Source organism: uncultured Shewanella sp., assembly GCF_947501225.1.
Taxonomy (GTDB): domain Bacteria; phylum Pseudomonadota; class Gammaproteobacteria; order Enterobacterales; family Shewanellaceae; genus Shewanella.
In genome coordinates this window covers 13534-27282 of record NZ_CANMUW010000014.1, presented here as the reverse complement: position 1 = coordinate 27282, position 13749 = coordinate 13534, and the positions used below count along the sequence as shown (strand labels likewise).

At 50.2% G+C, this 13749-nt stretch carries 9 protein-coding genes; 3 read left to right on the top strand and 6 right to left on the bottom strand.

Features of this window, described 5'->3' with window-relative positions; genetic code table 11:
• Nucleotides 1-17 precede the first annotated feature (17 nt).
• Complete coding sequence (locus Q1B47_RS17145) at nucleotides 18-1727, bottom strand: chloride channel protein (RefSeq protein ID WP_299796256.1); 1710 nt, start codon at nucleotides 1725-1727, stop codon at nucleotides 18-20.
• Nucleotides 1728-1823: 96 nt separating this feature from the next.
• Between Q1B47_RS17145 and Q1B47_RS17140 the strand changes: the two genes are divergently transcribed.
• Together Q1B47_RS17140 and erpA are read left to right on the top strand one after the other, a co-directional pair.
• Nucleotides 1824-2687, top strand: a complete 864-nt coding sequence (locus Q1B47_RS17140; RefSeq protein ID WP_299796253.1) for a DUF6776 family protein — start codon at nucleotides 1824-1826, stop codon at nucleotides 2685-2687.
• A 138-nt stretch (nucleotides 2688-2825) separates the two neighbouring features.
• Complete coding sequence (gene erpA, locus Q1B47_RS17135) at nucleotides 2826-3188, top strand: iron-sulfur cluster insertion protein ErpA (RefSeq protein WP_012141442.1); 363 nt, start codon at nucleotides 2826-2828, stop codon at nucleotides 3186-3188.
• 95 nt (nucleotides 3189-3283) lie between these two features.
• Here the strand turns inward: erpA and Q1B47_RS17130 are convergent, their stop codons facing one another.
• The 5 genes from Q1B47_RS17130 to Q1B47_RS17110 form a co-directional block, all read right to left on the bottom strand.
• Entirely contained in the window at nucleotides 3284-3724 is a 441-nt protein-coding gene (locus Q1B47_RS17130) for a hypothetical protein (RefSeq protein WP_299796518.1), read from the bottom strand.
• Nucleotides 3725-3813: 89 nt separating this feature from the next.
• Nucleotides 3814-4185, bottom strand: coding sequence for a DUF2750 domain-containing protein (locus Q1B47_RS17125; RefSeq protein WP_299796246.1), 372 nt, complete (start codon nucleotides 4183-4185; stop codon nucleotides 3814-3816).
• 195 nt (nucleotides 4186-4380) lie between these two features.
• Nucleotides 4381-5787, bottom strand: coding sequence for an alkaline phosphatase (locus tag Q1B47_RS17120; RefSeq protein ID WP_299796243.1), 1407 nt, complete (start codon nucleotides 5785-5787; stop codon nucleotides 4381-4383).
• A gap of 21 nt (nucleotides 5788-5808) precedes the next feature.
• Nucleotides 5809-8379: a prolyl oligopeptidase family serine peptidase gene (locus Q1B47_RS17115; protein ID WP_299796240.1), complete on the bottom strand. Its 2571-nt coding sequence runs from the start codon at nucleotides 8377-8379 to the stop codon at nucleotides 5809-5811.
• 87 nt (nucleotides 8380-8466) lie between these two features.
• On the bottom strand, nucleotides 8467-11229 hold the full coding sequence (locus tag Q1B47_RS17110; protein WP_299796237.1) for a TonB-dependent receptor: 2763 nt from the start codon (nucleotides 11227-11229) through the stop codon (nucleotides 8467-8469).
• A 355-nt stretch (nucleotides 11230-11584) separates the two neighbouring features.
• Here Q1B47_RS17110 and Q1B47_RS17105 point away from each other — a divergent pair, with 355 nt between their 5' ends.
• On the top strand, nucleotides 11585-13720 hold the full coding sequence (locus Q1B47_RS17105; protein WP_299796234.1) for a winged helix-turn-helix domain-containing protein: 2136 nt from the start codon (nucleotides 11585-11587) through the stop codon (nucleotides 13718-13720).
• Nucleotides 13721-13749 lie beyond the last annotated feature (29 nt).

Here is a 13749-nt window from a genome sequence, read left to right as displayed (position 1 = left end):
CGTTTGTGATTGACCAGCTACACCTGCCCCTCCCGTATCTCCTGCTGTAGAGAGGCCCAGCTTATCACCCCGACTATGTTATCTGTCTTATCCTGATAGACATATACCTCACCGCGCCGCTCCCTGCAGAGGATGCTGTAGACCTCATTAAGGGTCGCCGTATCCGGCAACCCTTCGATAGGGTGTCTGGTGAGGGCACTCTCATGATCGCGGAGTTGCATCTCCAGTTGCAACATCTCCATCTGCCCCAGCTTATTCCGGACCAAAACTGAACGTCCGGCCGCGCGCTTGAGTACTTCGAGTAGCAGCTCGTCATCATCCTTTACGATAACGACCCGCTTATCCATCAAGGCCCTGACACCGCGTTTCTGTAAGCCAAGTTCCAGAGGTGAGACCTTATAGCCAAGGCCCATGATCTCTAACTGCTCCAGGAAGAGGGACTTGGACTTGAACCCCTGGTGAGCCACCAGAAAAGCCGGAATGCTGACAAACATGGCCGGAAGTATGATGGAGGGGTTATTCGTCATCTCCAGCAGGGCGACTAACGCAGCCAGTGGTGCACTGAGGCAGACACCCATGATTGCGGTCATGCCTATGGTGGTATAGAGACCGATATAGGAGGCGATAGAGGGGAATATGATGGCGCTGGTTAATGCCAATATGGCGCCGAGCAGTGCGCCGATACCAAAGAGCGGGCCGATGATCCCACCGGGTATACCAAGGCCGATGGCTGCGATGGTGGCGATGATCTTACCCAGCAGCAGGGCGAGCAGAAACAGTATGCTGGGGTGCTCGCTAATCGCTTGTTCGATGGCCAGTTCACCACTGCCCAGAGATTCGGGCAGGAAGATACCGACGATAGTGGTGACCACCCCGGCCAGCATTACCCGGTAAAACAGCGGCCAGTGTTGCCCCTTCGCCGTGACACCGAGAAGAGAGAAGTTAAACAGCGCCGCAACACATCCGAGAATGACGCCGCATATCGCTAAAATCGGGTATTGTGATAGTGGGATCTGTATAATGCCAATCTGTTCATATTCGTGGATGTTACCGAACACGAGCTGGGATGATACCGCGCCGCAGATGGCGGCGAGTACGATGGGGAAGAAGTAGTGCACCTTGTATTCGCGTAAGATCACCTCGAAGACGAATATGACCGCGGCAAGTGGCGTGTTGAATGTGGCGGCGATACCGGCGGCAATGCCACTGGCACACATGATACGGACGCTGTTATCCGGCAGCTTGAACTTCTCAGCTAACACACTGGCGGTAACGGCGCCCAGATGGATCACCGGTCCCTCACGGCCGACCGAAAAGTTAGTGACCAGGGCAAACAGAGCCTGAAAGAATTGACTGGGTGCCGACTGAAGCGGCAACTTACCCTGGTGCAGTTTTATTCTGTGCAAAACATAGGCGATCCCCATCCGTTTATAGCGTTTAGATCCCATTCGTGCGACTAACCAGATTAAAACTGAGCCTAACAGGGGTAATAACACTCGCCAGTCGTCGATGATCTCAGTAAAATCCAGCTCACTGGTTTCTGTATAACTGTTAATCCAGATGAGTAATAGCCTGAAGAGCAAGATCACCCCCGAGGCCATCAGGGCAAACAGCAGAGCGAGCAGAGAGAGTTGCAGACTGATCTTAGCTTGGGAGAGCGTATCTTTTAGTTCTGTTCTCTGGTATCTCAGCCAGCGGGTTTGTGTCTTCTTTAATCTGTGTCGCACCTGAACCTTCTGTATATTGAGTTGCTCATTGCCGAAATGAGTCAGGGTTAAAATATAAGAAACTATTCAAACAAAAAGAGAAGAGGTTGTTAGTTAATGGCAAATTATCATCGTTGGGTCGATCGCATTCAAGTGATAGAGAGATCGATCAGGCCATCAAGCGTATATCTATGCCTTTTGATGTTAGTCGCTTTCACCTTAGGGGGAGTGAGTTACGATCTCTGGTCAGAACATAATCAGCCTGTGATAGAGAATAACACAGAACAGACTGATGCATTGGTTAAACAATTGAAAAATCAGGCTCAAGTCATGGCATCGAAGAATCTGGAGTTGACTCTGGAGCGTGAAGCAAATGACAAGATGCAACAGCTGTTTACCGAGCAGCATAAGAAGCAGCGTGAGCTGGAGCGGGAACTCTCCTTCTACCGCAGTATCATGGCACCGGAAAATAACGCCGAAGGCGTCTCTATTAACGGGCTCGAGTTAACGCCCGGACTGTTGCCGAGGCAATATCGGGTTAAGCTGATTTTGACTCAGCTACAAAAGCGCAAACAGTCGCTGAAAGGCAGGGCCGAGATCAAGCTTGTCGGGGTGCAAGCAGGTGAGGCCATGGAGTTAGACCTGACTAAGCTTGCCGATCTTCAGCTCAACTTTAAGTTCCGATATTTTCAGATCTTAGAGGGGGAGTTTGTGCTGCCTGAAGGATTTGAACTGTCTCATGTTAAGACTAAGGTCATAGTGCCTTCCAGCCGTTGGACCAAAGGATCTCAGGCCGAAATTGAGTTTGCCGCCGCCGATCTGTTAACGCCAGCCCCCGCCTCAAAAGCATCTGAACTCCTCGATGGAGCTTCAGAGCCATCGGGCGGGGAGAGTATTGAAGATGAGCTTAATGATGAGAGTAAGGTTGAGATGAAACCTGCCGCAGATGATCCTATATCGAGCAGCGAAGCGGTACAGTAAAAACCACAAATAAAATAAGGGATTTAGCCGACCTGAGTGCGGTTTTATCACAGAAATCAGATCGGGTGCGCATATTACTTGAACAAATTGGTCAGGTATCGGATAATCCCGCTCAGCAAACAGATGTAAGAGGTACTCATGACTGAACAAACGACTGAACAAGCTGAAGATGCAATGCCGATTCAATTTACCGATGCGGCCGCTTCTAAGGTAAAAACCTTGCTTGAAGAAGAGGAAAATGATGCGTTAAAGCTACGCGTATATGTGACCGGTGGTGGTTGTTCTGGTTTTCAGTATGGCTTTACCTTCGACGAAAAAGTTAATGAAGGCGATTTCACCGTTGAAAAACAAGGTGTTCAGTTAGTCGTTGACCCTATGAGCCTGCAGTATCTTGTGGGTGGCGAGGTGGATTACACCTCTGGGTTGGAAGGTTCTCGCTTCTTCGTTAAGAACCCTAACGCGACTACGACCTGTGGTTGTGGAGCCAGCTTCTCGGTATAAGTGAGTTTGCGGGAGCATCCCGCCGCTGCTGAATGATTAAAAAGCCAGTTGTTAATGCAACTGGCTTTTTAATGCTTACCGTATACTGGTTGGTATTAACTCATAATGTTCATATTTACCTTAGTGTTAAAGTAGGCTTTGACCTTCGGGGTGAAGGCTATCCATACCTGTAACATAGATAATAGGATCAGCAGAGCGAAGATGATGTAGTCGGGGAGCTTCCCCTGTAACTCACCGATTTGAAAGGTCGACGGGTTACCGACAACCAGGTTACCGGGATCGTACAGGATCACAGGCAACATACTGACCAGGAGAAGTTGGATTAGGGTGTAGCCCTGCAGCATGTACATAGCCGTTCTTTGCCGTCCAAGAACAGCCACCACCATCAACAGGGTGAGAATGCAGAAGAGTACGCCCTGTTTGGCGACGATGCCGCTTATCGAGGCGATGGCGAGCAGGGCACATAGGGCCGCGAGTCGTTTGGGTAACTTAGGTTTCACCTTTGTTGCCGCGACCTTACTCTCTGCAGCAGTAATATCCTGTGCTCTTATTTCTCTATCCCTTTGAGTTACGGGCTTTTCTGAATTCGTAGACTCGACGGCTTGCTTTTCCAACTTGCATCTCCTTAGTGACGTTGTTTTGGTGTCAGCCTCTGTTCGACTTCGTAGGGTTCGAGCACGACTCCGAGGTCTTCCTGTACCGGGAAGACGGCGACAAACAGATCATCATCCTGCATGCCCGGTACCCAACGCTCGAGCCACTCAGCCACTGGGATTGAGAGGGGAGTACAATCTTTCCAGTCGTCGACAGCCCAGAGTTTGGCTGTTTCTTCACTAGGCCACATAGGAATGCAATCTTCCTCTTCGGTGGTTAACATGACACAACCATCGTTGTCTTGTAGTGTCCAGAGGGTTTTATGCTCTTTAGCTTGCTCGATAAAATAGTCGTAGCGGGCTTCCGGAGTCATCTGGCTTGCATCTTTCGGGCTTTTGCTCATGGTGTCATCTCTTCATTTTGGTGGCTACTTAGCCGACTGCTGCCGATAATAGCATCTCAGGCGACGGAAATTAAAAGATTTTGCCTGGCGGGTGACTTTTTCAACCCCTTAAGGCTTAAATTCTGCTGGGATAACCGGGGGCTGAGAAGCTGTCGGGCTCAAAGTTCGTTATCAGAGCCCGACGCTTAAGGGGGACTAAATCCTGGGTTCGATAAGCAGTGGGGTATTGTCGACGGGTTTAGCATTGATCATCTTTATAAGGATTGCCGCTATCTCCGTATTATCCATATGACCGGTGAAGTAGTGACTCCCCTTACCGTAGGCAAAAATCTGCACGTCGATAGCATCGTGACCCGAGGTCGTCCACCCCGTGTAGCTCAGGGCATCTATCGTCGCTTTCAGCAGTGTCTCTACTCCATCCCGGGGCTTGTCCTGTTGCAGCTTAGCCAAGATCTGCTCTCTGAGTTTGGCTTGCTCCTCACTCGACAGTGAGAATCCGATATGTTCTGCCCAAAATGTGGCGAATTTTTCTGGTTTCTCAAGGGGTTGTGGTGATGCTATGAGTCTGGCTGCGATATCCCGGGGCAGCTCTGTGATCATCCGTAACTGTTTTCCCTTCCACTGATATGTGCCCTCTCTGCCTAAGGTTAGGCCGCCGGTTGAATGATCGGCAGTCGCGATTAACAGGGTGTCGGGATGTTTGTCTATATAGCGTTTCACGCTTTTAAGGGTGTTAGCGAAATCGTGCATCTCTGTCATGGCGCAGACAATATCATTGCTGTGACCGCACCAATCTATCTGGCTGCCTTCAACCATCATCACAAATGGATCGGCTTGAGCCGATAGCAGCTTCAAAGCCTTATCGGTCATGGTGGTTAGCCTGAGAGGGTCATCACTGCCTAATGCGGCCGGTAGTCCCGATGGTGCCAGTAAGCCCAGCGCGGGGAGTGCCTTAATACTATCAAGCTCACTGAGCTTATCGATATACTGATAACCGAGCGCCTCGAATTCTTTGGTGAGATCTCTCTCCTTTCGAACAAAATATTTAGTGCCCCCCCCCAGCATCAGGTCGGCAAAGGGGCGGCCATTGAATAAGTTGGTAAGGTAGCTGTCGGCGATGGCGTCATAATTGCTCCGGCTCTCGTTGTGAGCCAGAAAGCTTGCCGGAGTCGCGTGATTTATCTGCGATGTCACCACGATTGCCGTTTTCTTCCCTCCGCGTTTGGCCATCTCCAGTAACGTGGGCAGAGTTTGATGTTGGTGATCGACGGAGATGGCTCCGTTATAACTCTTGGTGCCTGTGGCCAGTGCGGTGGCGGCGGCAGCCGAGTCGGTGACATAGGTATCATCATCGGGATAGGTGCTTGCCATTCCCGTGAGTAGCTCATCGAATACGGTCTTTTCGACGTGCTTCGTATTTGGGTTGTCTGAATAATAACGGTAAGCCGAAGTATAGGCTGGCCCCATACCATCACCGATCAGATAGATGATATTCCTGGGCAGGTGTTTATCTTCGATGACGGCCGTTGTGGCTGTTGCCTGAGTCGTTAACAGGCTGCAACTCAATCCCCAGAGCGCTAAACCGGCTGTAAAAGCACGCATATCTATCTCCTATGCTGATGTTCAATGAAATGAGGCGCTGGTGCCTAAGGTTGTCTCACCTTTATTGTTCGTGCTATTCCCCAGATGCTGCTCTAACCAGTTTTCCTGCTCCCACAGCATGTGCATCAGAGACTCTTTGGCCTGATAGCTGTGACTCTCGAAGGGGAAGGTCACCAATCTGGCATTGCCTCCCAGGCCTCTTATCGCCTTAAAGAGCCTGGCCGATTGCATGGGGTAAGTACCCGAGTTGGCATCCATTTCGCCATGCATCAATAGCAGTGGCTCATCAATCTTATCGGCATGAGTGAAGGGGGAGATCTGCTGATACAGGCTGGGAGCCTCCCAGAAGTTACGTTTCTCGTTTTGAAAACCAAATGGGGTCAGGGTGCGGTTGTAGGCCCCGCTTCTGGCTATGCCTGCGGCAAACAGATCCGAGTGAGCCAACAGGTTAGCAACCATGAAAGCCCCATAGGAGTGACCGCCAATGGCTATCTTATCTCTGTCTGCCACCCCCATCTCCACTAAGGTATCGATTGCCGCGTTGGCATTGGCGATGAGTTGGCTGCGGAAGCTATCGTTTGGCTTCTCTTTTCCCTCTCCTACGATAGGCATGGCGACCCGATCGAATACCGCAAACCCGTTGGCAACGAAGGGGACCGGCCCCTTGGCGCTGATGTAGCTGTATTGGTTGGGAGAGTAGTTGAGCTGAGCGGCCACCTCGGCATTCTTGTATTCCCTGGGGTAGGCCCACATCAGGACCGGCAGCGGGCCATCTTCCGGCTTATACCCCGATGGCAGGTATAAATTACCCGACAGCGGCAGGCCATCTTCACGGGTGTAGGTCACAAGTTGCCGACTGATGCCTCTGAATGCGGGCAGCTCGCTTGGTTTTTGCTGTAGTATACGCTCCGTACCGGTTTGTACGTCGAGCAGGACTAAGTGAGGTGGTGTATCGATCGATTGCCTGTTGATAATTAACCGCAGTGGCTGACGACTGAGCAGGTAGCGAACACTCTCCAGCTTGTCACTGGCTGATTGCCACAGTGTCGCAGAGCTGGCTGCATCGATAGCTGATTTTACCTGTATCACCGGGCCGTCAGCCCTGGTGCTTACATTCTCTTTAACCGGAACATCACCGATGGCAGGAATAGCCGTGGCGCTGAGAAAGGGTTGATATCCTTGAGCCGAGGCGCCGAGTCCATAGTGAAATACGCGCCGATTATCGACGGCGAAAATATCTCCAAGCCCTGCAGGGTGCGGGTGTTGATAGAGGCGACCGGGATCCTTGTAGCTGTCTCTGAGTGCTTTTTGGTACCACAGCTGCATTGCTTTGCTCTGGCCGTTTACAGACTCTTCTGAAGCGGGGCTGTCTGATACAGATTCTGTGTCGAGAAAGCTGACTCTCATCTGTTTTTTGGCTGAGTGTCGCTCAGTGATGAGTGCCAGCTGCTCCTCTCCCCACTGAATATCGGCTATTCGCCAGGGGGTTTTTACCAATGTTTGTGGGGCAAGGTTAAATGGGGCCGCCAGCTGTCTGAGTCTATCCCGGTATTGGGCTTTTTTGTTGCTGTCTCCTCCATCGAGTGCCTCGACAAAGGCCAGCGTATTGGGTTTACCGCTGCGCCAGTGGATATATCTTGGCCCCTTCCTGACCGAGTCACTGCCTGATGGCCGAAATTCGCCACTCTCGAGTTCGGCCAGCGTCATAAGCTTTTCGCCCGAGCGATGAAAGATCTCTACCGACTGGGCAAAATCGCGATACTTTACCATATGGGAGAAGGGGGGCGTGATGCGTTTAACCAGCATATACTTGTCGTCGGGAGAGAGGCTGAAGCCGATGTTAATAGCAGGTTCTCCCACCGCTGTGAGCTTGCCGTCCAGACCGATAATGGTGAGCTGACTGGTGGTCAGTTGGCTGAACTGTGCTTCATCCCGGGCGTTTTTCAACAGATCCTGATAAGTGCGTCTCGGTGCCTTTCTTCCCTGTGTGACACTGATGTTAGGACCTTGAAGCTCAGCTATAGCAGGTGAGTGTTTACTATCAATGGCAATGTTGGTTGCCAGGCCCCGACTATTATGTAGCCATTGATATTTCAGCCCCATACTGGCATTGAGGCGTACCTTGTTCAGTTTACGGCTTTTTCGGGTAGCTATCTCGTAGAGATAGAGGTCGGCACCATGGTTTGATATGCCGATGTAACTGAGAAAACGGCTATCGGGGGAAAACTGCACCTTAGCGATACTCATACCTGCAGGTGGAGTAATGGTGTCAGGTTTGTCTGAGTCATCTTCCAGGTTGACCAGTTCGAGCTGCCTGTACCTATATTTTATTCGGCTTGGGAGCAACTGCTCTGGTGACAGTCGCAGACCCGCTAACTTCAGCTCTTTTCTGGCTAAGCTTTGGATATCGATATATGACTCAGGCGTCAGTATTGCCAGCCACTGTTTATTGTCCGATAAGCGAGTGCTCACTTTTTTACTTTGTTCTACGATCTGTTGCAGTGGTTGCGAGGGACGCTGGTATTGAGCGCTCATTGCCGAATGACTAAAAAAAGCTATCAGGGCAAACATAAAGATGGGGTGTACCGGCATTTTTATCTCCTGATAAAAGAGGGATAGCACTGTAATAGAGAGGAAAAGCGCCCCGAGCAGGGCGCTTTGATTTAGATGTCGCTTCGATTAGAATTTCTGTGAATAACCCAGGAACAGGCTACGACCCTTGGCAGAGTAACTGCTGTTGTCATCTTCATAGAAAGGCCAGTCGTTATGCTTATCGTTACGCACATCGTACAGTGGTGGCATTTCATCGGTTAGATTTCTCACACCGGCGGTGAACTTACCCTCCCAGGGGGTGTAATAGCTCAGGGTAATGTTGATTGTCTGATAGGGATCTAAGGTATCAGTTTCAATCGACTCAACATCTTCGCCATCGGCATCAAGGTACTCAAAGAGATCGGTACCCGAAGCCTCACCTGTGTAGTAGTAAGCAATCGTGGCACTAAAGTCCTCGTAGCTCCAGCTTAGACTGGCATTACCCTTCCACTTAGGGAAGTAATCGGTCTCAGTCTGCTCTTCAATCGGATCTCCCTCTTTCTCCTGGTACTCTTTCTTGAGCAGGTAAGAGGCAGCAAGCTTAAATTTAAACTCACCGGCAACAGACTCAGGGAACAGGTAGTTGAAGCTCGCATCGATACCTTCCGATGCTTCATAGGCACTGTTGATCGGCCCTTTACGCATACACTTTATATTTTCGATGCCATCATCATCGAACTCATTGAGGTAACCCACTTCTGACATCTCTGTACAGTCGTTGTATTGCCCTGTCTTGTTATACTTAGGATCGTTAATCACATCGTAGCTGGAGATGGTCTTGACCGCCCCTTCGAGCTCGATATTCCACCAGTCAAGTGTCAGATCGGCATTGTCGGTTAAGTTGGCTACGACCCCCAGGTTCCAGAATTCGCCCTTCTCCTCTTCGAGGTTAAGGTTACCCGAGTTATACGAGACGTAATCATCTTCGTAGATATCATTTGGATCTGTCGGATGGGGAACATCGATACTGCTATAGCCGCGAGTTAGTCCTGCATATAGGCGGTGCATATCCGGTGCGCGGAAACTCTTACCCCAGTTAGCGCGTACCATCACCTCGTCGACAGGGCGGTAGGTCAGACCTACCTGTGGGGTGGTTGCGCCGTCTACATCTGAGTCATCGAGGTATTGGTCATAACGCAGCGCCGCCGACAGGTCCAGAGATTTTACGCCTGTGATGTTGGCAAGCAGGGGAACTTGTAGCTCGCCGGCAACGGCTACCCGGTCACGGTCACCCTCACCACCTGTACCGCCCATGCCGATTAAACCGCCGCTCATGGTGGTTTCATCTAATGTATCTTCATAGCTTTCGCGTGCCCACTCTGCCGTGGTTGCAAAGCCAACTGTCCCCGCTTCCAGCTCCATCAAGTCACCGGTAAATACCACCTGGAACTGGTGCATGCTGGAGTCTGAGTTTTTAGTCGAGTCAGCAATAAGCATATCGGCTTGTTCAGAAGTTAACTCGTTGAGAGGGTACCATTTAGACACATCGGTATCGTTGGGATCGAAGGTGACGATATCCAGCAGGGCATCGGCACGAACCATATGGTGGTTCTGCTTCTCATATTTGTTATAGCTACTGGACCATGACAGGTCTAACTCATAATCGCCTATGGTTCCATTAGCACCGAAGGCAAGCGATGCCTTAGTATTTTGCGTGTCGTAGGTGCGTGGTCCGGGATACTCCTCCATACGACGGCGCACCTGGAACTTGTTGTAGTCATCGAAATCGGAACTGGCGTAACTTAAAGCACCCGTGGCTTCATCTTCGTAGATATTGACGCCGAAACCTTTCTCATCTTTGTATTTGGTTGACTCTTTATAGGAGGCATTGAGCATACCGTATAATTGCCACTCATCATTGAGATCATATGTACTGTTAACCACTAAGTTAACTCTGTCATACTCTGACTGTAGCCCGCGATCGGCATACTTGTCATAGTAACAATCATACTTTCCAACCGGCGTGTAGATGCCCTTATCGCCGAAGAGGTTAGTGCACTGTGCCTCATCTAGAGGGCTATATTTATCATCGGTATACACCTTAGAGTAATCCCTAACCCATGCAGCCCAGCTGGAGGGGGATGCGTCACCGAAAGGACCCGCACCCCAACGAGTATTTCCATCTTCATCTTCATAGTAGGCAGGGCTGTATAGATCGTCACGCTGATAAGTCTGGATAGCGCCGACCTGCTTGTATTCGAGCATGATCAGAGTTTGGCTGTTTTCGGTATTAATTCCCTGAAGGTAAGATAGATCAAACTGCTCTCCACCTCCCTGGGTTGTATCTGAGTACTTAGCTTCTGCTTTGGCACCGTCATACTGCTTCTTGAGGATGATATTAACCACACCACCAACAGCATCGGAACCATAGATTGCCGAAGCTCCGCCGGTGAGGATCTCTATACGCTCGACTGCGGCGGTTGGGATGTCCGAGGTATCGACAAAGTTTGAGGTACCGCCTGCCGCCGATGGGAATGAAGCCTGACGACGACCATTGATCAGTACCAAGGTTCTGTTTGCGCCCATGCCGCGAAGGTTGACTGAGCTTGCACTATCGGTAAAGCCGTCACTCTCACCGTTTAGGGAGCCACCGTTGTTAGCCACCGATGATTGTAGTACTTCGGAGATTGAGCTTAGGCCACTGTTAGCGATCTCATCTGCCGAGATCACGGTTACAGGTGCGACACCTTCGAAATCGGCACGCTTGATTCGGGAACCCGTCACCTCAATCTTTTCAATTTTCTCATTTGCGCCATCTGTTACGGCAGAACTCTCTGCGGCCAGTAGCGATGACGGCGCTAGTGCCACCATAGCTAGGGTTAAAGCCGATAATTTCATCTGTGATTTCATCTGATTGCTGTCCTTATTTTTATAATTTACCTAGCAGTTTCACTCTTGGGCCTCCGTCACCTTTTTTGGAGGGAGAGGTATCTCCAGAGGAGTGATGTCGATTAGCACTACACCGAGTCGCAAGCTGTCAACCGGCATTATTTGTAATTAATTTGTTATTTGGCAGCAATGTTCGACGTGTCGTTTATTTGTTGTTTATATATCTATTTAATATCTATTCTTTTTTAAAACAGGTTGTTACGCTTCAACTTTGGCGAGGTGGAGACTTGTTTTACCATGTTGGTTAGTTGTAAGCTTTCAAAGGGGGAAGTTGAACAGATATTAACAATAGATTCGACGGCTGCAGGAGATTTGAATGATAGAGATAGATAAAGAGGCGATTTTCAGGCTGGGGGACTGTGAAGTGATCCCCAACGAGAATAGCCTTAACTTCTCTGAGCCGCTCCCGCAAGGTGTGAGCCATGCAAAGGTCTCTATTCAACCAAAGTTTATCGAATTACTGAGTTTACTGGCGCGGAAGTATCCGAATGTTGTGACCAGAGATGAGCTTATCGATTGCATCTGGGAGGGGAATCGTTATGTCGGAGCTAAGGCGCTGACTAATGCTGTCTGGCACCTGAGAAAACAGCTTAACCCCCTGCTTGGCGGCGAACAGGCGATAGAGACGGTGAGAAAAACCGGCTATCGATTATTGATTGAGCCTGAATTCGATGCCTCCGACCTGGTGGATAAGCCGGATCTGCTGCGAGCCGAGCAGGCTAAGGTTAAGCGTCTGAGCCGTCAGTTACGTTCCGGTGTATGTGTCGCGATAACCCTGCTGCTGATTCTCTGTGGCGGAGCCGGCTTTCACCTGTACCAAGACAGTCAGCGTTTGTTGCAGACGGAGCTGATTCAGTTGACCCGTTCTGCGGGAGCAGAGCTGTATCCTGCTGTCTCCCCCGACGGACGTTGGTTAGTTTATGGGAAACGGTCTAACTTATACCTCAAAGACTTAGCGTCTCCGGCCCAGACGCCCAAGCGGCTGACATCGAAACGTACCCGCGAACTGAGGGCCGTCTGGGCTCCTGATGGCAAGTCGTTGATCTACCCCAGTGAAGACAGCCAGACCCGTGAGTGCAGCATGAACCGCCTCATATTGGAGAGTCATGAAGTGAGTCGGCTGGCAGAGTGTTACTCCTATACCTCAGCACTGGATATTTCGACCGATGGAGGAACCCTTGTCTATATCTGGCGGGAGAGAGAGGAACTCGATTCAGGTCTATACCTGCTTGAGCTGGAGGAGGCGGACTCAGCCCCGGTTCGATTCTCCTGTGAAAGTAACTGCGGTTACCGTGATAGGGATGTTGCCTTCAGCCCCGACGGGAAGTGGATAGCAATAGCGAGGCGCTATGGCACCATCTCTGAAGATATTTTTATACAGGATATCTTAAGCGGTGAAGAGGTGCGCCTGACTCAGGGGTTAGAGGATATTAGGGGCTTGAGCTGGGGGCCTGATAGTCAGACGCTGGTTTTCAGTACCGAAAATTCCGGGATAAGGGATGGCTTTGTTGTCGATATCGAGTCTAAAGAGCTATTACCGCTGTCGATTTCAGGGTTCAGCTACCCCAAATTCATTCCTCACAGGGATGAGCTGGTCTATTCCAACTATATTAAAGATTTTAGCCTTGCCTATCTGGCCTTAGATCAGGATATTCCTTCTACCGTATTTCCCATCTCTCAGGCGGAATACAGTTACCGTAACCCCGATTACTCATCTGTTACCAAGCGAATCGCCTATGTGTCCAATGAGACCGGGTTCAATGAGGTGTGGACTTCAGATCATAACGGGTTCAATCGGGTGCAGCTCACCGATCTCAAGAGAAGGGTCGCCTATCCATCGTGGTCACACGATGGCAGTAAAATTGCGTTTCTGGCCCCTGACGATAAAAATGAGGGCAATAAGATCCACATCCTGGATCTCTCCAGTGGTGGCATCAGCATATTGCCCTCAAGGTTTTTAGATCATAGAAGGCCGGGTTGGGCATGGGGGGATGAGTGGGTGCTATCATCGACGCATGAGGGGTTAACTGCCTTCTCGCTGCACAATGAGGCGCCAAAACATCTGAGCTCCATCGATGTACGTTTAAGTAAGATGACAGACGCTAATACCATACTGTTTACCCGTTATGATGAGTATGGCCTCTGGAGAATGGACATTTCGCAGCCGCAACGGGTAGAACCTGTGATCGCAGCCGAGGATTTCAGGGAGAGCTATAACTGGACTGTAACCGATAAGGGGGTGTACTTTCGGGAGGTACACACGGGATACCAGTTGATAAACTATCGCAGCTTTACTACGGATCTCACCACGCCAATTTTGAAGTTGCCATCGAGCAGTCTGAGCTCCTTTGGGGCCATGAGCTATATCCCGGGTGAGAGACGTTTATTGATGACCCTGTCTGAGTATTCGAAACGTGATGTGATTAAGCTCAAACATAAGTTATTACATTGATTGATTTTTATTGGCCGCAGTGGGATAGC

Coding starts and splice junctions, on each gene's coding strand:
- Q1B47_RS17140 (WP_299796253.1), top strand. CDS start 1,824: ATGGCAAATTATCATCGTTGGGTCGATCGCATTCAAGTGATAGAGAGA.
- erpA (WP_012141442.1), top strand. CDS start 2,826: ATGACTGAACAAACGACTGAACAAGCTGAAGATGCAATGCCGATTCAA.
- Q1B47_RS17125 (WP_299796246.1), bottom strand. CDS start 4,185: ATGAGCAAAAGCCCGAAAGATGCAAGCCAGATGACTCCGGAAGCCCGC.
- Q1B47_RS17120 (WP_299796243.1), bottom strand. CDS start 5,787: ATGCGTGCTTTTACAGCCGGTTTAGCGCTCTGGGGATTGAGTTGCAGC.
- Q1B47_RS17115 (WP_299796240.1), bottom strand. CDS start 8,379: ATGCCGGTACACCCCATCTTTATGTTTGCCCTGATAGCTTTTTTTAGT.
- Q1B47_RS17110 (WP_299796237.1), bottom strand. CDS start 11,229: ATGAAATCACAGATGAAATTATCGGCTTTAACCCTAGCTATGGTGGCA.
- Q1B47_RS17105 (WP_299796234.1), top strand. CDS start 11,585: ATGATAGAGATAGATAAAGAGGCGATTTTCAGGCTGGGGGACTGTGAA.